We start from the raw sequence: 18,295 nt of genomic DNA on the forward strand, positions 1-18,295 counted from the left end.
AAAATGGCCCAAGTGAGGTCCCATGAAAGACCTTTTCAAGGATTGTTCGCTGTCCGCCCTGGTGGCCGGGATGATCGCCACGCTGATTTCCTACGCCGGCCCGCTGGTGCTGGTGTTCCATGCGGCGCAAAGCGCGGGGTTGTCCCACGAGCTGCTGTCGTCCTGGGTCTGGGCGATTTCCGTCGGCAGTGCCGTGCTCGGTGCCGTGCTCAGCCTGCGCTACCGGGTGCCGGTGGTGATCGCCTGGTCGATCCCGGGTTCGGCGCTGCTGGTCACCGCCTTGCCGCAGATCGGCCTGAACCAGGCCATCGGCGCCTACCTGGTGACCAACCTGGTGTTGCTGGCGATCGGCCTGAGCGGTGCCTTCGACCGCCTTATCGCCCGCCTGCCGGGTTCGATTGCCGCCGGGATGCAGGCGGGCATCCTGTTCAGCTTCGGCATTGAAGTTTTCAAGGCCCTGCCGGCGCAACCGGCGCTGGTACTGGGGATGTTCGTCACCTACGTGACGATGCGCCGGCTGTGGCCGCGCTACTCGGTGGCGGCGGTATTGCTGGTGGGCGTCGGCATCACCCTGTCCGGCGGGCATTTCCATAGCGAGGCGCTGGTCTTCGATGTCGCCACGCCGCAGTGGATCACCCCGCAATTCAGCCTGTCGGCCGTGCTCAACCTGGCCCTGCCGCTGGTGCTGGTGTCGCTGACCGGGCAGTTCATGCCGGGCATGGCGGTGTTGCGCAACGCCGGCTACCAGACCCCGGCCAGCCCGATCATCAGCAGCAGTGCGCTGGTGGGCGGCGTGCTGGCGCCGTTCGGTTGCCATGGCCTGAACCTGGCCGCCGTCACCGCCAGCCTGTGTACCGGGCGCGAGGCCCATGACGACCCGCGCCGGCGCTATATCGCGGCCTTGTCCGGCTGTGCGCTGTACCTGCTGTTCGGCATTGCCGGGGCGACCCTGGTCTCGCTGTTCGCTGCCTTTCCGGCAGAGTTGATCGCGGCGCTGGCAGGGTTGGCGCTGTATGGCGCGATCAGCGAGGCCCTGGCCCGCAGCCTGGCCGAACCCAAGGAGCGCGATGCCGGGTTGTTCACCTTCCTGGTCACCGCTTCGGGCGTGTCCTTCCTGGGGCTGTCGGCGGCGTTCTGGGGCCTGCTATTCGGCCTGGCGACCCACTTCCTGCTGGCGCTGCGGCGTCCATCCAGCCGCGAGGCTGCCTTGCGCCGCAGCCACTGATCCACCCGTTCCACACCAACGGCAGCGGCCTCACCGGACCGCCGCCTGGAAAGCTGCACCCCAATAAAAACAAGATCAGAGAGCTTCCCGATGAAACATGCACCTTGCGCTACCCGAGTCATGCTGCCGCTTGGCCTGGCCGTTGCCAGCCCGTCGCTGATGGCGGCCGAGGCGGACTTCTTCAAGGATTCCACCGCCACCCTGACCACCCGCAACTACTACTTCAGCCGCGACTTCTCCGACATCGTCGGGGCCAACCGGCAGTCGAAGGCCGAGGAGTGGGCCCAAGGCTTCATCCTCACCTTCAAGTCCGGCTATACCCCGGGCACCGTCGGCTTCGGCGTGGATGCCATCGGCCTGCTCGGGGTCAAGCTCGACAGCAGCCCGGACCGCGCCAACACCGGCCTGCTGCCGGTGCAGGAAGACGGCGAGGCGGCCGACAACTACAGTCGCCTGGGCCTGACCCTCAAGGCGCGGCTGTCGAAGACCGAGCTGAAGTTCGGCGAGCTGCAGCCCAACCTGCCGGTGCTGGCCTTCAGCGATATCCGCCTGTTGCCGCCGACCTACCAGGGCGTGGCCGTCAGTTCGGCGGAAATCGACGGGCTGACCTTGCAGGCCGGCCACCTCAAGTCCACCCACCTGCGCAATGAAAGCGGCGACGGCAAGATGTCCGCCATGCTCGGCCACGTGCCGCAGCGCCAGGCGCAAAGCGATGGGTTCAACTTTGCCGGTGCCGACTACGCCTTCAACGGCAACCGCACCACGGCGAGCCTGTGGTACGGCCAGCTCGAAGACATCTATGAGCAGGGTTTCCTCGGCCTCAAGCATTCGCAGCCGCTGGGCGACTGGGTGCTGGGCGCCAACCTCGGTTATTACACGGCGCGCGAAGACGGTGATGCGCTGCTCGGCAACATCGACAACCAGGCGCTGTTCTCGCTGCTCTCGGCCAAGCGCGGCGGCCATACCTTCTACATCGGCTACCAGGCCATGTACGGCGACAGCCCGTTCCCGCGGGTATTCGCCAACATCACCCCGCTGGGCAACGAAGTGCCGACCTACGAGTTCGCCTACACCGACGAGCGTTCCTGGCAGGCGCGCTACGACTACGACTTTGCCGCCATGGGCGTTCCCGGCCTGACTGCCGGGGTGCGCTATATCACTGGCGACAACGTCGATACCGGGCGCGGTTTCGAAGGCAAGGACCGCGAGCGCGACCTGGATATCGCCTATGTGGTGCAGAGCGGCGTGCTGGGGGGCCTCGGCATTCGCGTGCGCAATGCCGTGGCCCGTTCCAACTACCGCAGCGACATCGACGAGAACCGGTTGATCTTCACCTACACCTGGAAGTTGCTCTGAAGGCAGGCTACGCCAGTTTCAGCATCTCCCGGGCATGCCCGCGACCGACCTGCAACGCCCGCTTGCGATCGAGCCCCATGCGCTCGAACCACAGCAGGCTGTCCACCTGCCATTGCTCGATGTCCGGCTGCGAGGTCTGGCCCAGGTCGGAGCTGTAGAGCGCGCGGGGCACTTCGCGCAGCACCCTGGCGAAGTCATCCCAGCCCTGGTAGCCGAGCAGGTAGGTGAGGGCGGTCTGCTCGGTGTACACCATGGGCGCCCGGGCCAGCTCTAGCAGGGCCTCGGCATCGAGGCCGGTGAGCGGGTTGGCCGGCTGGTTGAGCATCAGCCGGGGTACCTCCAGTTGCTGCGCCGCCTCGATCAGCAGGCGCACCTCATGGGCGTCGGCATGGCCGCTGGAAATGACGATGGGGTAGTCCCGCGCCATGCGCAGCACGTCCAGGGTCTGGGCGTTGAGGCGGCCTTCGTGGCTGACGGTCAGCGGCTTGATCGGATGCTCGTCGAGGATCCAGTGCGCGCTGTTGCGCTTGAGCCGCGACTGGTGGGCGCGGCCGGTGACGGTCGGCAGGTGCACGATCAGCCGGGCGTCGCTGTCGCCGTGCTGGCAGAGCGAACGCTGGACCACACGGAAGTCGATGCCGCCGGCAATCTCGTTGAGCACCACCGAGCCGGACACCGGGAAACCCTCCTGGCGGGCCTCCCAGGCCTGGGCGGCGGTGCAGCCCAGGTGATTCTTCAACACCACCCAGCCGTTCAGCGCGGCGTAGCGCCGACTGGCCTCGATCACCCCGTGACGCCGGACAAAGGCGTCGGGGCCGGCGTGATAGTGCACATCGATGAATTCGGCGTCGAGCAGGCTTGGCGTGGGATTCATGCGGCCACCTCCAGGTCGATGCCCAGGTGCTCGCGCACGCTGCGCAGGACCAGCCCCGGCGCATCGAGCAGCGGACGCATGCCGCCACCGGGAATGGCCAGGCGATGGTGGCGCGCCCGCGCATGGGTGTGCACGTTGATGCTGCGCACCAGTTGCGATTGCTCGCCGTAGACCGTCAGCAAGCTGCCGCCGAAGGCTTCGCTGGCCTGGCGCACATCGAGGCGGTTGAGCAGGCGGAAGCCCAGGTGCAGGCGCCGGGCCTGCAGCGCGGCACTGGCCGGATCGACCTTGATCGGCGCGCTGGGTTGTATCCGCGAGGCCGGCTGCACCCATTCATCGAGCAGTTGCAGGGCCCGCTCGAGCTCGCCGAGCTGGGCCAGGTCGGCCATCCGCCCGAGGCGGCCGTCGAGGATGCCGTCGGCCAGTGCAGGCGAGGACAGCAGCAGCACCTTGCCGATCTGCTGGCCGATGGGCAGGCCGAGCAGGCTCTGCACCAGCGCGCCGCCCAGGGCCGAGCCGGCGAGCAGGTCGATGTGCCCCAGCGTCGTCAGTTCCGCGTGCCAGCGTTGGGCGAACGCCGGCAGCGATTCGTCCTCGTCGTCCAGCAGCGACAGGGTGTCGAACACCAGTACCCGGTAGCCGGCCTTGACCAGCGGCGCGATCATCGGCTCGAAGAACCGGCCTTCATCCCACACCGGCATGACCGGCGACATGACCACCGCCAGCAGGCTGCCATCGCCCCATTGCCGGCTTGTAGCGGTTGAGCGTTGCGTCATCATGGCCTCCGCGCTCAGGCGATCTTGTCCAGCACCAACAGTCGCTGACCGTTGCGCAGGATGCGGGTGGTGTCTTCCAGCAGGTCGCTGACGATCTGCCGCGCGGGCTTGATGTCGCCGACCAGGTCCAGCACCTCGCCAGCCCAGATCACCCGCTGTTCGAGGTCGTCGGCGAGCACGGCCCGGGCGTAGTCCTGGCGCACCGACTCCGGCGCTTCGGCCAGCGCTTCGTCACGCCCCAGCCAGGCGTCCGAGAAGCGGTTGGCGATGGCCCGGCCGCTGTACTGCTCGGGCCATTCGATGCCACGCACGCGGTCGAAGATCCGCGTGCGCACGGTGTCGGAGGTGGCAGACTCGATCAGCCGGCGCTTGAAGGCATCCGAAGGCAGGGCTTCCTCGGAGGCCAGGAAGCGGGTGCCGAGCATCACGCCATCGGCGCCCAGCACCAGGGCCGCGGCCACGCCACGGCCGTCGGCGATGCCGCCAGCGGCGATCAGCGGCACCCGGTCGCCGACCAGGTCCTGCACCGCGGGCAGCAACGGCAGCAGGCCGCGGCGCAGGCTGTGTCCACCGGCTTCGGCGCCCTGCACGATCAGCGCGTCGGCGCCGGCATCCACGGCGGCGCGAGCCTGGTCCAGCTCGTGGATCTGCACGATGGCCTTGGCGCCGCCGCGGTGGATGGTCGGGATAAAGTCCGCCGGGTTGCCGAACGACAGGGCAACGACGTCGGGGCGATAGTCCAGGGCCAGGTCCAGCAGGGCCATGTTGCGGGCCACGGTGAACATCACCAGGCCGACGCCCCAGGGCTGTTCCAGTTCGCGCATGGGGGCCAGTTCGGTGCGCATCCATTGTTCGTCGCCGTAGCTGGCGCCGACCAGGCCCAGGCCGCCGGCCCGCGACACCGCGCTGGCCAGCCTGGCCCCGGAGGCGCCGCCCATGGGGGCGAGGATGATCGGATTGCGGATGTTCAGGCTTCGGGTAATACGGGTATCGAGATCAGTCATGTCAACGCTCCTGTTGAGGTGGCGGCAGGCCGTGCCTGCCGCCCGGGTCGGTCCGTCACTCGGCGAGGGCAGCCACGGTCAGCGCCTGCGGGATGTAGTCGCTGACGTGGTAAAGGTGGAACTCCCAGGTGCCGGTGTTCTTCAGGCCGTTGTAGCGGGACAGGAACTCATCGTCGTGGAACAGCGAATCGAAGGCGTCCTGGCTGCTCCATTGCGCTTGGTTGATCACGGTCTTGCCGTCGGTGCTTTTGTACAGCCGGCTCCACTGGAAGGCCGGGTAGGTGCGCGCCACGTACTGCACGGTGTCGCGCAGTACCTGCAGGGCAGCATCCTGCTGGCCAGGGTTCACGTGCACCACGTTCACCAGGAAGATGGCCTGGTCTTCGCCCGGTTGCGGGGCCTGGAACTGTTCGATCTGGGTCATGGGTGTCGCTCCTTGATAGGTGTGAAGGTTCATTGCGCCAGCCGGGCGGAGATCGCCGGGCTGCCGTTTTCCCAAAGCAGGGGGTTGATGGATTCTGCGAAGCGCACTTCGTCGACGCGGCCGATGATCACGTCGTGGGAGCCATAGTCGACGCGTCGGTCCAGGGTGCAGACCAGGCTCGATTGCGCATCCGCCAGGCAGGGCAGGCCCTGGATGTCTTCCCAGTGGCCATGGGCGAAGCGCTCCGGACCCTTGACCTGGCCGGCAAACACCGGCACCAGATGGCTGTGGCGGGCGCTCAGCAGGTTGACGCTGAAGCGCCCGGAGAGGGTCAGCGGGCTGTGCAGGCTGGCCGAGCGGTTGACGCAGATCAGCAGCGCCGGCGGCGTGGTGCTGACCGAGACAACCGCCGTGGCGATCATGCCCACCGGGTCGTCGCCGTCGCGGCTGGCGATGATCGCCACGCTCGAGGTCAGCCGGCGCATGGCGCTCTTGAAGCGATCGGCGAGTTCGAGGGCATCGTCCTCGCCGTCGACCGGCAGGTGCGCGAGCGCACCGGCAACGGCCTGGGCCTGTGGGTATCCGCTCATGCCACCGCCTCCATGATCCGGCCCGGTTTGTACGGGGCGCGCTGTCCGGCCTGTTCCATCAGCGGCAGGACTTCCTTGACGAAACGTTGCAGGCCGCGCTGGTAGTCCAGCCACGTCAGGTTGATGCCGTCCACGCCCAGGTCGGACCAGCGTTGCATCTGCTCGACGATCATCGGCGCGGTGCCCACCAGCGGCACGCCGGCGAAGCCTGCCTTGAAATGGAAGCGGAAGCGCTCGGCATCCTCTTCGTCCTTGAACATGCCGCTCTGCACGCCGATCTCGCGGGTCACGTTGTCCAGCGCGGCGTCGTCGCCATGCCGGGTCACGTAGTAGTCGAGCTGCTCGTGGGCCTGCTCCAGGGTGTCCTCGTGGACCACATAGGCATACACCCAGATCTGCAGGTCGCGGCCCTGCTCGCGGGCCAGGTCGCGGTAGCCCTGGATCTGCGCGCGGATGGTGTCGTCATCGTCCTCGTGCTTGAGGATCAGGAACGCGGCATCGCAATGGGTGGCACAGAACTGCTTGCCCCGCGCCGAGCCGCCGGCGTTCATCAGGAACGGCCGGTTCAGCGGCTTGGGTTCGGAATAGCCTTGCTTGACGTTGAAGAACTCGCCCTCGTAGTCGAAGTAGCCGTTGGCTTGCCAGGCGGTCTTGGCGATCTCGATCCACTCGTCGGCGTGGTCGTAGCGTTTGTCGTGGTCGCGCTGGTGGCCGTTGAACATGCCCATTTCCTGGCCGAACCAGCCGCAGATCATGTTCAGGCCGAAACGACCGCCGCTGATATGGTCGATGGTCGCTGCCTGCTTGGCGGCGAACAGCGGGTGCACGGTGGACAGGTGCGAGGTGGTGAACAGCGCGATCTGCTCGGTGACCGAGGCCAGGCCGGCGGCCCAGGTGTAGGTTTCGTAGGAAACGCCCATGGGGTTGCTGGCGCCTTCCCAGCCACGCCAGCGGCCCACCGGCAGCAGCAGTTCGAGGCCGGCGCGGTCGGCCAGGGTGGCGATTGCCAGGTTGCTTTGCCAGTCTGCGGCACGGTGGCGTTCCGGGGCGCTGGTCAGGGTGCAGCCGCCTTCGATGTTGAAGCCGAAGACGCCAAGCTTGATCTTGTTCTTGCTGTCGCGCACCGGGTTTGGCTTGCGGATGGACGGGGTTGCATTGGTCATGTCTACGTACTCGCTGCAAGAAAAATGGAAGGGTTCGCGACTCAGGCGCTGGTGCGTTTTTCGCCGCTGGAGAGCCAGGGCTGGTCATAGCGGTGCAGGGCGCGGGCCTGTTCCAGGGAATAGCCTTCGTTGACGCTCTGGATGATGTCGCGCTCGGTCTGCTCCACGGCCCGGGCGCGGCGGATCACCTCTTCGGCCTGGCCGGCGGGGATCACCAGGCAGCCGCTGCTGTCGCAGACCACCAGGTCGCCCGGGTGGACCGTCACCCCCGACACCTGCACCGGCACCTGGGCAGCCTTGAGCTGCACACGGTTCTTCGCCGACTGCATGAAGCGCGCACGGCTGAACAGCGGGTAGCCCAGGCGCTGGACGGTGTCGATGTCCCGCGCCGCGCCGTCGATCAGCGTGCCGCGGATGCCGCGGCTGACCGCCACGTGGGTGAGGATGTCGCCCCAGGTGGTGCAATCGGTGCGTCCGGGATTGCTGGAAACGATGACCGCATCGGACGGCACGTCGTCGATGTAGTTGGCGGCGTTCCTGAAGCCGCTGCGTTCCTGCACCGGTTCGTACAGCACGGTGTAGGCAAAGCCGACGCAGCGGGTGCCGGGGACTTGCTGGTGCAAGCCGGCCAGGCCGCCGGAGATGCCCAGGCTGTCGAGGGCATCCGACAGGCTGGCGGTATCCAGCGCTTCGCAGGCCTTGAGCAGGGCAGGGTCCTGGCGGACGGGCGACGTGATTGCGTTCATGCGTGGGCTCCTGTGTTCACGGTGTGCGGGGTGCGGCTGGCGCCGGCGTCGAGCTTCGCGGCCCATTCGAGGGTCTGGCGGACGATCACCGTTGCCACCTCGAAGGTGTTGGCGGTGCCGCCCAGGTCGTAGGTGCGGCAGGCGCTGCGTGCCACCTGGGCCACGGCGTTGCGAATCGCCAGGGCGGCCTGGGCATGGCCCAGGTGTTCGAGCAACAGGGCGACGGTGAGGAACATCGCGCTCGGGTTGGCCCGGTTCTGCCCGGCATAGGCGGGCGCGCTGCCATGCACCGGCTCGAAATAGGCACCCTGGGCGCCGATGTTGGCGCTGGGCGCCAGGCCCAGGCCGCCCATCACGCCGGCACCGAGGTCGGAGAGGATGTCGCCGAACATGTTTTCCGCCACCACCACGCCGAAGCGCTCGGGGCGGCGCACCATCCACAGGGCGACGGCATCGACGTTGTCGATGGCGAAGCCGATGTCGGGGTAGTCCGCCGCGACCGTTTCCAGGATGTCGCGGGCGAACGCGCCGCTGTAGCGCAGCACGTTGGGCTTGTCCGCCAGGGTGACGCGGTCATGCCCCTGCTCGCGGGCATGCTCGAAGGCGAAGCGGAACAGGCGCGTCAGCCCGGCGCGGGTCTGCAGGCGCACGGTCATGGTGGCGTCGTCCAGCCCGGCGCGGGTCCAGGCCGCGCCGTTGCGCTCGCGCTCCTCGAGAATCGGCGCGAAGGCCTCGGGAATGCTGGCGAAATCCAGCCCCGCGTACAGGCCCTCGGTGTTCTCGCGGATCACCGAGAAGCGGTAGCGGTTATCGCCCAGCACATCGGTCACCGGCCGCACATTGGCGAACAGGCCAAGTTTCTGACGCAACTGGATCACCGGCGAAACATACACTTTTCCACGCCCGCGAAGTGCCTCTGGAAGTTCCGCTTCGGCTTCGCGCAGGGGTTTGCTGGTGATCGCTCCCAATAAGGTCGCATCACTGGACTCGATCAGTTTCCAAGTGTTATCGGGAATGCAGTTTCCTTCCTTCTGCCAGCAACTCCAGCCGATGTCGCCGAAACTCAGGTCAATCGGAAGATTCAAGGCTTCGAATAAGGGAAGTACCGCTTCGGTTACTTCGATGCCGATACCGTCGCCGGGCAATACTGCAACTTTCTGGCGCTGGTTCATTAAAGGGTTCCTCCGCTGGCAAGGGGCGCTGATTGAGCGCGCGACAAAGGTTTGATCACCCGTTGTTCCTTGCTGTTGTCCTGTTCATGAAGGAGTTGCAAGGCATGGAAAGTTGAAGTCGGGTTATGCAGGCGGATGACTTCATCGAGGCGTTGCTGAACATCGAAGGGCATGTTGTAGGTGCCCATCATCAGGTCGGTCAGCGACAGCGGCAGGCTGCTGGCCGGCACGGTGTCGGCGGTGTGCTGCGACAGGTGCAGGGTGCTGGCCAGGTCGTAGTCGTTGCGGATCCCGGCACGGTGCAGGTAGGCGACGAAGACGCCCAGGTGCAGGTTGCCGGCGCCTTTGCCCATGCCGCACACCGAGGCATCGATGTACTCGGCGCCGGCATCCATGGCGGCGATGGCGTTGGAAAGGGCCAGGGACAGGTTGTTGTGGGCATGGAAGCCCAACGGGATCAGGACCCGGCTGGAAATGCGGCTGATCAGCCGATCGACGTCGGCCGGGATCATGTTGCCGTTCGAGTCGGCGAACACCAGCACGTCTGCCCCGGCGTTTTCCGCCCGCAGGCTCATGTCGGAGATTTCCCCCGGGCCGAGGGTGGTGACATGGGTGATGTTGGCGCTGACCTGGAAGCCATGGGCCTTGGCCAGGCGCAGCGTGGCCAGGCCGTCCTCGAGGCGGTCACGGCGCAGGCATACGCGGATCATCGATACGCCGTGCTCGCGCAGCAACTGGAAGTCGCTGGCGTCGACGTTGTGCGGATGCACCATGACGCACAGGGCGATGCGGCCCTGGGCGGCGGCCTGCAGGGCCTCCAGGTAGCGCGCGTCCACCGCGCTGGTCAGGCCGTGTTCGCGCTTGGGCGCGAAGGGGCCGTTGCGATAGCCGATTTCACAATAGGGAATACCGGCGTCGATCATTTGCGATATGGCGGACTGGGCGTAGTCCACGGTGAAGTTGAAGTTGTTGCGGTAGCCGCCGTCACGCAGCGTGACATCGATAATCTTTATCTGGTTCATGAATACAGTCCCTTATCATGTTTCGAAGGCACGCAAGTGTGCCGCTTTTACTTCGAATAAAACCGAGGTCACCAGGAGTAGCAATGTCGTGTACGACCGAATGCATATAACGATCCGTCGGCAGAGGTATCGTTATATGCATATGGCCGCTTTGCTTATTATTATGGAAGTGTGGCAGCAACGTGATACAGCGAAGTCATGGCGTTTGCGGTTTTGTAGAGGCCTGACCAAGTTCGATACTGGACAATACAGCCGGGTATGTAAACAGGTTGTTTTTAACAGCGGCTGTTAAAAAATTCACAAGGCACGGCGGTAAACCACTTTATTCATGGTGGGCGGCAAAACAATCGATGAGGAAGTCCATCATTGCGCGAATACCGGGGGCAGTGCGCATATCGCGGTGGACCACCAGCCAGAGTTCCGCGTGCAGGGGACGTTCCTCGATCGCCACCCGCTGCAGGCCACCCTGGGCATCGGCCATGAACACCGGCAGCAAGGCGATACCGGCACCGGCCCTGGCCGCCTCGGCCTGCACGTCGAACGACTTGACCCGCAGCACCACGGGGCGTTGTCCGGCTGCGTGCTCCAGCCAGATGCGCTGCGGCGAGGGCTCCTGGTCATCGTCGTGGGCGATGAATTCATAGTCCGCTTCGCTGCGGCCCTGCAGGTAGGCGGGGGCGGCGAAGAAACCGAAATCCAGGGTGCCGATCTTGCGCACCACCAGGTCGGTCTCGGTCGGTCGCCCGACACTGATGGCGATGTCCGCCTCGCGCCGCGCCATGGACGCCATGCGCAGGCTGGAGAGGATGCGCACGTTGACGTCCGGGCACTGCTCGCGCAGCCGCCCCAGGTGCGGGGCGATGAAGTGGGTGGCCAGGTGCGGCGGGGTGCTGAGGGTGATGTCCGCCACCCGTTCCGTGCGGATGGCGCACACCGTGCGGCTGAGGGCGCAGGCGGTTTCCTGCATGCGGTTGCCCAGCTGGGCGATGCGCTCGCCGTTTTCGGTCAGCTCGTAGCGGTGGCTGCGACGGTCCACCAGGCGGATCTTCAAGGCACTTTCCAGGGCGGCGATGCGCCGTGACACCGTGGCGTGCTCGACATTCAGCACACGGGCGGCGGCGGCCAGGGAACGTATACGGGCAAAGGCAATGAAGTAGCGCAGGTTCTCCCAGTCGAACTGGGTGCTGTCCACGGCAAAATCCATGGGCTGCGCTGTGCTGAGCGAAGAGGTACTGACATCCATTTCGTGACTCCGTCCTAGGCGATGGAAACTGCAAAAGGAAAACCGTGGCTCGCCACGGTTTTCCAGTCACTCACTCTAGTGCAAAACCGCTCGGGTTTCTGGCTCGGGTTCCACTGGCCGAGCGCCGTACATCAACACTTTGGCGGCGATGGTCGCCGCGGCCAGGGCGCAGAACAGCAGGCCGGAGAGGATGGTGCCCTGCATGCCCAGGCGCTCCAGGAACCAGCCGCCGGTGGTAGCGCCCAGGGTCACCCCCAGGTTGATGAACGAGATGTACAGGCCGGTGACGAACTCGGGTGCCTCGGGGGCCTCCGAGGTGAGCCAGACCTGGGTGACGATCAGGCCGCTGGTGTGGGTCGCCCCCCACAGCACCACGATGATGATCATCGGCACGATCGCCGGGCTGGCGAAGAAGTGCAGGAGCAGGTAGGCCGCGCCGAGCATGATCGGATGCATCAGCGTGGTACCCACCTTGCTCCGCGCCAGCAGGCGCCCGGCCAGCAGGTTGCCGGCGACACCGCCGACGCCGAACAGGATGAGCATGGCGCTGATCACCTCGCCGCTCATGCCGGCCTCGCGGGACAGGTACTCGGCGCTGTAGGCATACACCGAGAACATCGCCCCGAAGATCAGCGTGGAGGCGAGGATGTTCAGCCACAGGGTCGGCTTGCGCAGGATCGCCAGTTGCTTGCCGTAGGGCGCCCGTTGTCCGGCAAAGGTATCGGGCAGGCGGGCGATGATGCCCAGGCCGGCGATCACGTTCACGGCGGTGCAGAACAGGAACGCTGCCTCATAGGAAAAGCGCGCGGCGATCCAGGTGGTGATCGGCACGCCGAAAACCATGCCCATGCTGGTGCCGACGAAGGCCTTGGCGGTCGCCTGGGTTGCCTGCTCCTTGGGGTACAGCGACACCACCGCGACGAATGCCAGCGAGAAGTACACCGGGTGGAAGAACGCCGGGATGATCCTCAGCAGCGCCAGGGACTCGTAGTTCGGCGCGTAGGCCGACAGCGCGCTGGCGGCGGCGAAGATGAACAGCGACAGGGTCAGCACGCGCTTGCGGTTGTAGCGCGAGAACAGCAGCACCATGAACGGCCCGAATACCGCGATGATCAGGGCGAACAGGCCGACCAGGAAGCCGGCCTGGGAAGCGCTGACGCTGTAGCGTTCGATGATCACCGGGAGGATCCCGACCACGCCGAACTCGATGGTGTAGACCCCGAACAGGCCCAGGGCGATGAAGAACAGTGGGTTGAACATTTTCACGGTCGATCCTCCAGGGTCACGATGATCTTGCCGAACTGCTCGCCGGCCTCCAGGTACTCATGGGCCTGGACAATCTCTTCGAAGGGGAAGGTGCGGGCGATCACCGGAGCCAGGCTGCCGTCCTCCAGGCCGCTGGTAACGAAGGCCTTGCCCTGGCGGAACAGCTGCGGATCGTTGACCACCTCGTGCAGCAGGTAGCCGCGCAAGGTCAGGCTCTTGCCCAGTACGGTGAACAGCGGGAAGGGCGACGGTTCGTTGCTCAGCGCGCCGTACTCGATGATGATCCCGCCGCGCGCGGTGGCCTCGGCCAGGCGCGCTATGGCCGGGCCGCCCACCGGGTCGAAGACCACCCGCACACCGTTGCCCGAGGTGATCTGCGCGACCCGGGCGACCAGGTCTTCCTGGTCGCTGACGATCACTTGCACCGCGCCGGCGGCCAGCAGCTTGCGCACCTTGTCCTCGCCCCGGGTCACGGCAATCGGGATCGCGCCCAGCCGGTTGGCGATCTGGATCGCCGCCAGGCCGACGCTGCTCGAAGCCGCGGTGATCAGTACGTGGTCGCCTGCGCCCACGCCGGCCACCGCCACCAGTGCACCCCAGGCGGTGAGGTATTGCATCCACACGCCGGCGGCCTGCTGCATGTCGAGATTGTCCGGGTGGCGCACCAGCATGGCCGCCGGCACCACTGCCTGCTCGGCATAGGTACCCCATTGGGCGATGCTCGACGGCGGCACCAGGCTCACCGCATCGCCAATCCGCAAGTCGCGTACGCCTTCGCCGACCGCCTCGACCAGCCCGGCCGCTTCGTAGCCCAGGCGGCTGGGGAAATCGGCCTGCTCCAAGTACTGGCCGCGGCGGAACATGGACTCGGCGCGGTTGAGGCCGATGGCCTTGACCCGGATACGCACCTCATCGGGGCCGGGCTGGGGCTCCGGCAATTCTTCGATCCGCAGGACCTGTGGATCACCGTACTCATGGAAGCGAACGACACGTGTCATGGTATTTCTCGCAAGGTTGGCAAAGTCGCAGTCTATGGGCGCGTCCAATGAAGAAAAACGCGCTGGAGTTCCGCTGTTAATGGACAGGAATGTCCGCAATCCTCGTCGGGCGCGGTTGGGCCAGACGGCTGGCGAGGTTGCGCACCAGCACATAGAACAGCGGGGTGAACAACAGGCCGAAGGCCGTCACGCCGAGCATCCCGAAGAACACCGCCACGCCCATGGCCTGGCGCATTTCCGCGCCGGCACCGGTGGACAGCACCAGCGGCACCACGCCCATGACGAAGGCGATCGAGGTCATCAGGATCGGCCGCAGGCGCAGCCGGCTGGCCTCTCGCGCCGCACTGGCGATGCTGTGGCCCTGGCGTTCCAGTTCGCGGGCGAACTCGACGATGAGGATGGCGTTCTTCGACGCAAGCCCCACCAGGACCATCAGGCCGATCTGGGTGAAGATGTTGTTGTCGCCGCCGGTCAGCCACACGCCGGCCAGCGCCGACAGCACCCCCATGGGCACGATCAGGATCACCGCCAGGGGCAGCAGCAGGCTTTCGTACAGCGCCGCCAGCACCAGGAACACCAGCAGGGTGCTGACCGCCAGCACCCAGGCACTGCTGTCACCGGCCAGGCGTTGCTGGTAGGTCAGGTCGGTCCATTCCATGCGGATGCCCTGGGGCAGGGTGTCGCGGGCAATGCGTTCGATGGCGGCTTCGGCCTGGCCCGACGAATAGCCCGGCGCGGGCGCACCGTTGACGTCCGCCGCGGTGAAGGCGTTGTAGTGCACGACCATTTCCGGCCCGTAGCCCTGGCCCACGCTGAGCAGCGTCGAAAGCGGCACCATGTCGCCATGGGCATTGCGCACCTTCAGCCGAGTAATGTCCTCGGGGTTGGCGCGAAACGGCGCATCGGCCTGGGCACGTACCTGGTAGACCCGACCGAACAGGTTGAAGTCGTTGACGTACAGCGAGCCCAGGTAGATCTGCAGGGTTTCGAACACATCCGTTACCGACACCCCGAGTTGCTTGGCCTTGACCCGGTCCAGGTCGACGTCCAGTTGCGGCACGTTGATCTGGTAGCTGGAGAACAGCGGCCCCAGTTCCGGCGCCTTGGCGGCCTCGGCCATGAACGCCTTCAGGGCACTGTCGAGAGCGACATGGCCGAGGCTGGCGCGGTCCTCGATCTGCAGCTTGAAGCCGCCCAGGGTACCCAGCCCCAGCACCGGCGGCGGTGGGAACACGGCGGTGAACGATTCGCTGATCGCGCTGAACTGGCCATTGAGTTCGGCGGCGATCCGGTTGGCCCCCAGCGCCTCGCCGGAGCGCTCGGCGAATGGCTTGAGGATCACGAAGATGATCCCCGAGCTCGAGGAGTTCATCAGGCCGTTCACCGACATCCCGGGGAATTCCAGGGTGTGGGCCACGCCCGGATGCTTGAGGGCGATGTCGTTCATCTGCTGGATCACCGCTTCGGTGCGATCCAGCGAGGCGCCGGCGGGCAGTTGCGCGAAGCCCACCAGGAACTCCTTGTCCTGGGCCGGGACGAACCCGGTCGGCAGGCTGTTGCCGAGCCAGGCGCAGGCTGCCAGCAACACGCCGAACAGCGCCAGGGTCCGGCCCTTGTGCGCCAGCACGCCGCGCACGCCGTTGCCATAGCGCGCTTCGGCGCTGCGGAAGCGGGCATTGAAGCTGCTGAAGAAACGCCCTGCGAGGCGATCGATCGCCCGCTCCAGGGCATCCTTTGGCGCGCCGTGGGGCTTGAGCAGCAGGGCGCAGAGGGCCGGCGACAGGGTCAGCGAGTTGAAGGCCGAAATCACCGTGGAAATGGCGATGGTCAGGGCGAACTGGCGATAGAAGCCACCCGACAGGCCGGGCATGAAGGCCAGTGGAATGAACACGCAGACCAGGGTCAGGGTAATGGCGATGATCGGCTTGCTGACTTCCATCATCGCCTTGTGCGTGGCCTGGCGTGGCGACAGGCCCTGGGCGATGTTGCGCTCGACGTTTTCCACCACCACGATGGCGTCGTCCACCACGATGCCGATCGCCAGCACCAGGCCGAACAGCGACAGGGCATTGATGGAAAAGCCGAAGGCCAGCAGCACGGCCAGGGTGCCGACGATCGACACCGGCACCGCCAGCAGGGGAATCACCGAGGCGCGCCAGGTCTGCAGGAACAGGATCACCACCAGCACCACCAGGACGATGGCTTCGAACAGGGTGCTGATCACCGCATTGATGCTCGAACGCACGAACTGGGTCGGGTCGAAGACGATCTTGTAATCGACGCCCGCCGGCATGTCGGCCTTGGCATCGGCCATGATCGCCCGCGCCCGGGCGGAGATGTCGAGAGCGTTGCCGCCGGCCATCTGGAACACCCCGAAGCCCACCGCCGGCTGGCCGTCCACCAGCGAACGCAGGGCGTAGGTGGAGGCGGCCAGCTCGATACGGGCGACATCGCGCAGGTAGGTGACGCCGCCGTCGGGCAGGCTCCTTACCACGATCCGGGCGAACTCTTCCTCGGTCTTCAGGCGGCCCTGGGTGTTCACCGACAACTGCAGCGGCACCCCGGCCTTCATCGGCGAGGCGCCGATGACCCCGGCCGCGACCTGCACGTTCTGCTCGCGGATCGCCTGCACCACTTCGCCAGCGCTGAGGCCGCGCTGCGCCACGCGATCGGGGTCGATCCAGATGCGCATGGCGTAGTCGCCACCGCCCCAGATGCGCACCTCGGCGACGCCGGGGATGCGTTCGAGCTGGCTCTTGATGTTGAGGATGCCGTAGTTGCGCAGGTAGTTGGCGTCGTACGCGTTGTTCGGCGACACCAGGTGGATGGCCAGGGTCTGGGTGGAGGACGACTTGCTGGTGTTGACCCCCAGGCTCAGCACGTCCGGCGGCAGGCGCGGCAGCGCCTCGGAGACGCGGTTCTGCACCAGTTGCTGGGCCTTGTCCGGGTCGGTACCGAGGGCGAAGGTGACGTTGATCGCCAGGCTGCCATCGCTGTTGGCCTGGGATTGCATGTACAGCATGCCTTCCACGCCGTTGATGCGCTCTTCCAGCGGCGCGGCCACGCTTTGCGCCACCACTTCGGGGTTGGCCCCGGGATACTGGGCGTTGACCACGATCAGCGGTGGCACCACGTCGGGGTACTCCGATACCGGCAGGCGCGTCAGCGCCAGCAGGCCGGCGAGCAGGACCAGGGCACTGAGCACGCCGGAGAAGATCGGGCGGTCGATAAAGAATGCGGAGATATTCATCATTGCTGCGCCTGTGGTCGGGAGGGAACCTGGACCGGCGTGACCTGGCTGCCTGGCGTGGCCAGGTGCAGGGAGCTCACCACCACCTGTTCATCGGGCTCGATGCCCTGGTCGATGACCCGCAGCGCACCCTGGCGGATGCCGGGCTTGACCTGGCGGTACTGCACGCGGCCCTCGGCATCGACCACCAGCACGTATTTCTTGTCCTGGTCGGTGCCGATGGCGCTGTCGTCCACCAGCGTGGCCGGCCGGCTGGCGCTGCCCGGCAGCAGCACCCTGGCGAACAGCCCGGGGCGCAGCTCGCCGTTGGCGTTATCGAAGCTGGCCCTTACCCGGATGGTGGCCGAACGGGTATCCAGGCGGTTGTCCAGGGAACTCAGGGTGCCCTGGCGCGGGTAGCCTTCCTCGTGGGCCAGGCCGAGCCTGACCGGTACCGGCTCGCCACCCGGGCGGTTGCCCAGGTAGCGCAGGAAGGTGGTCTCGTCCACGTCGAAGTCGGCATAGATCGGCGAGATCGACACCAGGTTGGTCAGCGCCGTCGAGCGTTCGCCGACATCGACGATGTTGCCCGGGGTGACCTCGACCCGAGAAGCACGCCCGTCGAACGGCGCCAGGATGCGGGTGTGCTCCAGGTCCAGGCGCGCCAGTTCGACCCGCGCCTGCGCCTCGTCGACCCGGGCCCGGGCTTCGTTGGCGCTCTGCACGCGTTTGTCCAGGTCGGTCTTGGCGATGGCATTGCTGTTGATCAGGTGCTCGTAGCGTTGCAGTTCCTTGTCCGCGAACTGGCTCACCGAGCGCGCCGCCACCAGCGCCGCCTGGGCCTGTTGCAGGGCGGCGGCGTAGGGGCGCGGGTCGATCTGGAACATCAGGTCGCCCTTGCGCAGCAGTGCGCCATCCTTGAAATGCACGCTGACCAGGGTGCCGGCCACCAGCGGCTTGATCACCACCGTGTCGGTGGCGACCAGGCGGCCGGTGTAGCCCTGCCAGTCAACCACGTCGCGGCTGACCGCGTTCATCACCTGGACTTGCGGCAGCGGCGCCGGGGCGTTGGTGGCCTGGGCCCGGGGGGCGCGCAGGCCCATGGCGAGCCCGGCGAGCGCTATGAGGGTCAAACCGGCCAGCGCCCAGGCGGGCACGCCAGTCAATTTGCGAAGGTACGAAGACATGGCAAGCATCCTTTCGAATG

The 18,295-nt window shown here is 66.4% G+C and carries 16 protein-coding genes; 2 read left to right on the forward strand and 14 right to left on the reverse strand.

Features of this window, described 5'->3' with window-relative positions; genetic code table 11:
• Window positions 1-22: 22 nt before the first annotated feature.
• Both N7650_RS15695 and N7650_RS15700 read left to right on the forward strand, forming a co-directional pair.
• Window positions 23-1,225, forward strand: coding sequence for a benzoate/H(+) symporter BenE family transporter (locus tag N7650_RS15695; RefSeq protein WP_279899014.1), 1,203 nt, complete (start codon window positions 23-25; stop codon window positions 1,223-1,225).
• 120 nt (window positions 1,226-1,345) lie between these two features.
• Window positions 1,346-2,581 (forward strand): OprD family porin, encoded by a 1,236-nt coding sequence (locus N7650_RS15700; protein ID WP_279899060.1) that lies wholly within the window; start codon window positions 1,346-1,348, stop codon window positions 2,579-2,581.
• A gap of 7 nt (window positions 2,582-2,588) precedes the next feature.
• Here the strand turns inward: N7650_RS15700 and N7650_RS15705 are convergent, their stop codons facing one another.
• The 14 genes from N7650_RS15705 to N7650_RS15770 form a co-directional block, all read right to left on the reverse strand.
• Entirely contained in the window at window positions 2,589-3,455 is an 867-nt protein-coding gene (locus N7650_RS15705; protein ID WP_279899015.1) for a DUF6282 family protein, read from the reverse strand.
• On the reverse strand, window positions 3,452-4,231 hold the full coding sequence (locus tag N7650_RS15710) for an alpha/beta hydrolase (RefSeq protein WP_279899016.1): 780 nt from the start codon (window positions 4,229-4,231) through the stop codon (window positions 3,452-3,454). Before N7650_RS15710 ends, N7650_RS15705 begins: the two co-directional genes overlap by 4 nt.
• A gap of 14 nt (window positions 4,232-4,245) precedes the next feature.
• Window positions 4,246-5,235, reverse strand: a complete 990-nt coding sequence (locus N7650_RS15715; RefSeq protein ID WP_279899017.1) for a nitronate monooxygenase — start codon at window positions 5,233-5,235, stop codon at window positions 4,246-4,248.
• 55 nt (window positions 5,236-5,290) lie between these two features.
• Entirely contained in the window at window positions 5,291-5,659 is a 369-nt protein-coding gene (locus tag N7650_RS15720; protein WP_279899018.1) for an antibiotic biosynthesis monooxygenase, read from the reverse strand.
• A gap of 29 nt (window positions 5,660-5,688) precedes the next feature.
• Complete coding sequence (locus N7650_RS15725) at window positions 5,689-6,249, reverse strand: flavin reductase family protein (protein ID WP_279899019.1); 561 nt, start codon at window positions 6,247-6,249, stop codon at window positions 5,689-5,691.
• Window positions 6,246-7,412, reverse strand: a complete 1,167-nt coding sequence (locus N7650_RS15730; protein ID WP_009404660.1) for an LLM class flavin-dependent oxidoreductase — start codon at window positions 7,410-7,412, stop codon at window positions 6,246-6,248. The genes N7650_RS15725 and N7650_RS15730 overlap by 4 nt, the downstream gene beginning before the upstream one ends.
• A 41-nt stretch (window positions 7,413-7,453) precedes the next feature.
• A complete protein-coding gene (locus N7650_RS15735) occupies window positions 7,454-8,158 on the reverse strand; it encodes an RraA family protein (protein ID WP_009404659.1) in 705 nt (234 codons plus the stop codon).
• Window positions 8,155-9,330, reverse strand: coding sequence for an isocitrate/isopropylmalate family dehydrogenase (locus N7650_RS15740; RefSeq protein ID WP_279899020.1), 1,176 nt, complete (start codon window positions 9,328-9,330; stop codon window positions 8,155-8,157). The genes N7650_RS15735 and N7650_RS15740 overlap by 4 nt, the downstream gene beginning before the upstream one ends.
• Window positions 9,330-10,352, reverse strand: coding sequence for an aldolase catalytic domain-containing protein (locus tag N7650_RS15745; protein WP_279899021.1), 1,023 nt, complete (start codon window positions 10,350-10,352; stop codon window positions 9,330-9,332). The genes N7650_RS15740 and N7650_RS15745 overlap by 1 nt, the downstream gene beginning before the upstream one ends.
• A 322-nt stretch (window positions 10,353-10,674) precedes the next feature.
• Window positions 10,675-11,595: a LysR family transcriptional regulator gene (locus N7650_RS15750; protein WP_009404654.1), complete on the reverse strand. Its 921-nt coding sequence runs from the start codon at window positions 11,593-11,595 to the stop codon at window positions 10,675-10,677.
• A gap of 75 nt (window positions 11,596-11,670) precedes the next feature.
• On the reverse strand, window positions 11,671-12,861 hold the full coding sequence (locus N7650_RS15755) for an MFS transporter (RefSeq protein WP_009404649.1): 1,191 nt from the start codon (window positions 12,859-12,861) through the stop codon (window positions 11,671-11,673).
• Complete coding sequence (locus N7650_RS15760) at window positions 12,858-13,859, reverse strand: zinc-dependent alcohol dehydrogenase family protein (RefSeq protein ID WP_279899022.1); 1,002 nt, start codon at window positions 13,857-13,859, stop codon at window positions 12,858-12,860. The genes N7650_RS15755 and N7650_RS15760 overlap by 4 nt, the downstream gene beginning before the upstream one ends.
• Before the next feature lie 76 nt (window positions 13,860-13,935).
• Window positions 13,936-17,109, reverse strand: coding sequence for a multidrug efflux RND transporter permease subunit (locus N7650_RS15765; protein WP_279899024.1), 3,174 nt, complete (start codon window positions 17,107-17,109; stop codon window positions 13,936-13,938).
• On the reverse strand, window positions 17,109-18,275 hold the full coding sequence (locus N7650_RS15770) for an efflux RND transporter periplasmic adaptor subunit (RefSeq protein ID WP_064302908.1): 1,167 nt from the start codon (window positions 18,273-18,275) through the stop codon (window positions 17,109-17,111). Before N7650_RS15770 ends, N7650_RS15765 begins: the two co-directional genes overlap by 1 nt.
• Window positions 18,276-18,295 lie beyond the last annotated feature (20 nt).

The organism is Pseudomonas sp. GD04058, assembly GCF_029836855.1.
Lineage (GTDB): Bacteria > Pseudomonadota > Gammaproteobacteria > Pseudomonadales > Pseudomonadaceae > Aquipseudomonas > Aquipseudomonas bharatica.

What these genes read in the sequence shown, in the direction of transcription:
- N7650_RS15715 (WP_279899017.1), bottom strand. Translation starts at nt 5,235, where the DNA reads ATGACTGATCTCGATACCCGTATTACCCGAAGCCTGAACATCCGCAAT.
- N7650_RS15705 (WP_279899015.1), bottom strand. Translation starts at nt 3,455, where the DNA reads ATGAATCCCACGCCAAGCCTGCTCGACGCCGAATTCATCGATGTGCAC.
- N7650_RS15740 (WP_279899020.1), bottom strand. Translation starts at nt 9,330, where the DNA reads ATGAACCAGCGCCAGAAAGTTGCAGTATTGCCCGGCGACGGTATCGGC.
- N7650_RS15725 (WP_279899019.1), bottom strand. Translation starts at nt 6,249, where the DNA reads ATGAGCGGATACCCACAGGCCCAGGCCGTTGCCGGTGCGCTCGCGCAC.
- N7650_RS15760 (WP_279899022.1), bottom strand. Translation starts at nt 13,859, where the DNA reads ATGACACGTGTCGTTCGCTTCCATGAGTACGGTGATCCACAGGTCCTG.
- N7650_RS15710 (WP_279899016.1), bottom strand. Translation starts at nt 4,231, where the DNA reads ATGACGCAACGCTCAACCGCTACAAGCCGGCAATGGGGCGATGGCAGC.
- N7650_RS15745 (WP_279899021.1), bottom strand. Translation starts at nt 10,352, where the DNA reads ATGAACCAGATAAAGATTATCGATGTCACGCTGCGTGACGGCGGCTAC.
- N7650_RS15750 (WP_009404654.1), bottom strand. Translation starts at nt 11,595, where the DNA reads ATGGATGTCAGTACCTCTTCGCTCAGCACAGCGCAGCCCATGGATTTT.
- N7650_RS15695 (WP_279899014.1), top strand. Translation starts at nt 23, where the DNA reads ATGAAAGACCTTTTCAAGGATTGTTCGCTGTCCGCCCTGGTGGCCGGG.
- N7650_RS15700 (WP_279899060.1), top strand. Translation starts at nt 1,346, where the DNA reads ATGCTGCCGCTTGGCCTGGCCGTTGCCAGCCCGTCGCTGATGGCGGCC.
- N7650_RS15770 (WP_064302908.1), bottom strand. Translation starts at nt 18,275, where the DNA reads ATGTCTTCGTACCTTCGCAAATTGACTGGCGTGCCCGCCTGGGCGCTG.
- N7650_RS15765 (WP_279899024.1), bottom strand. Translation starts at nt 17,109, where the DNA reads ATGAATATCTCCGCATTCTTTATCGACCGCCCGATCTTCTCCGGCGTG.
- N7650_RS15730 (WP_009404660.1), bottom strand. Translation starts at nt 7,412, where the DNA reads ATGACCAATGCAACCCCGTCCATCCGCAAGCCAAACCCGGTGCGCGAC.
- N7650_RS15720 (WP_279899018.1), bottom strand. Translation starts at nt 5,659, where the DNA reads ATGACCCAGATCGAACAGTTCCAGGCCCCGCAACCGGGCGAAGACCAG.
- N7650_RS15735 (WP_009404659.1), bottom strand. Translation starts at nt 8,158, where the DNA reads ATGAACGCAATCACGTCGCCCGTCCGCCAGGACCCTGCCCTGCTCAAG.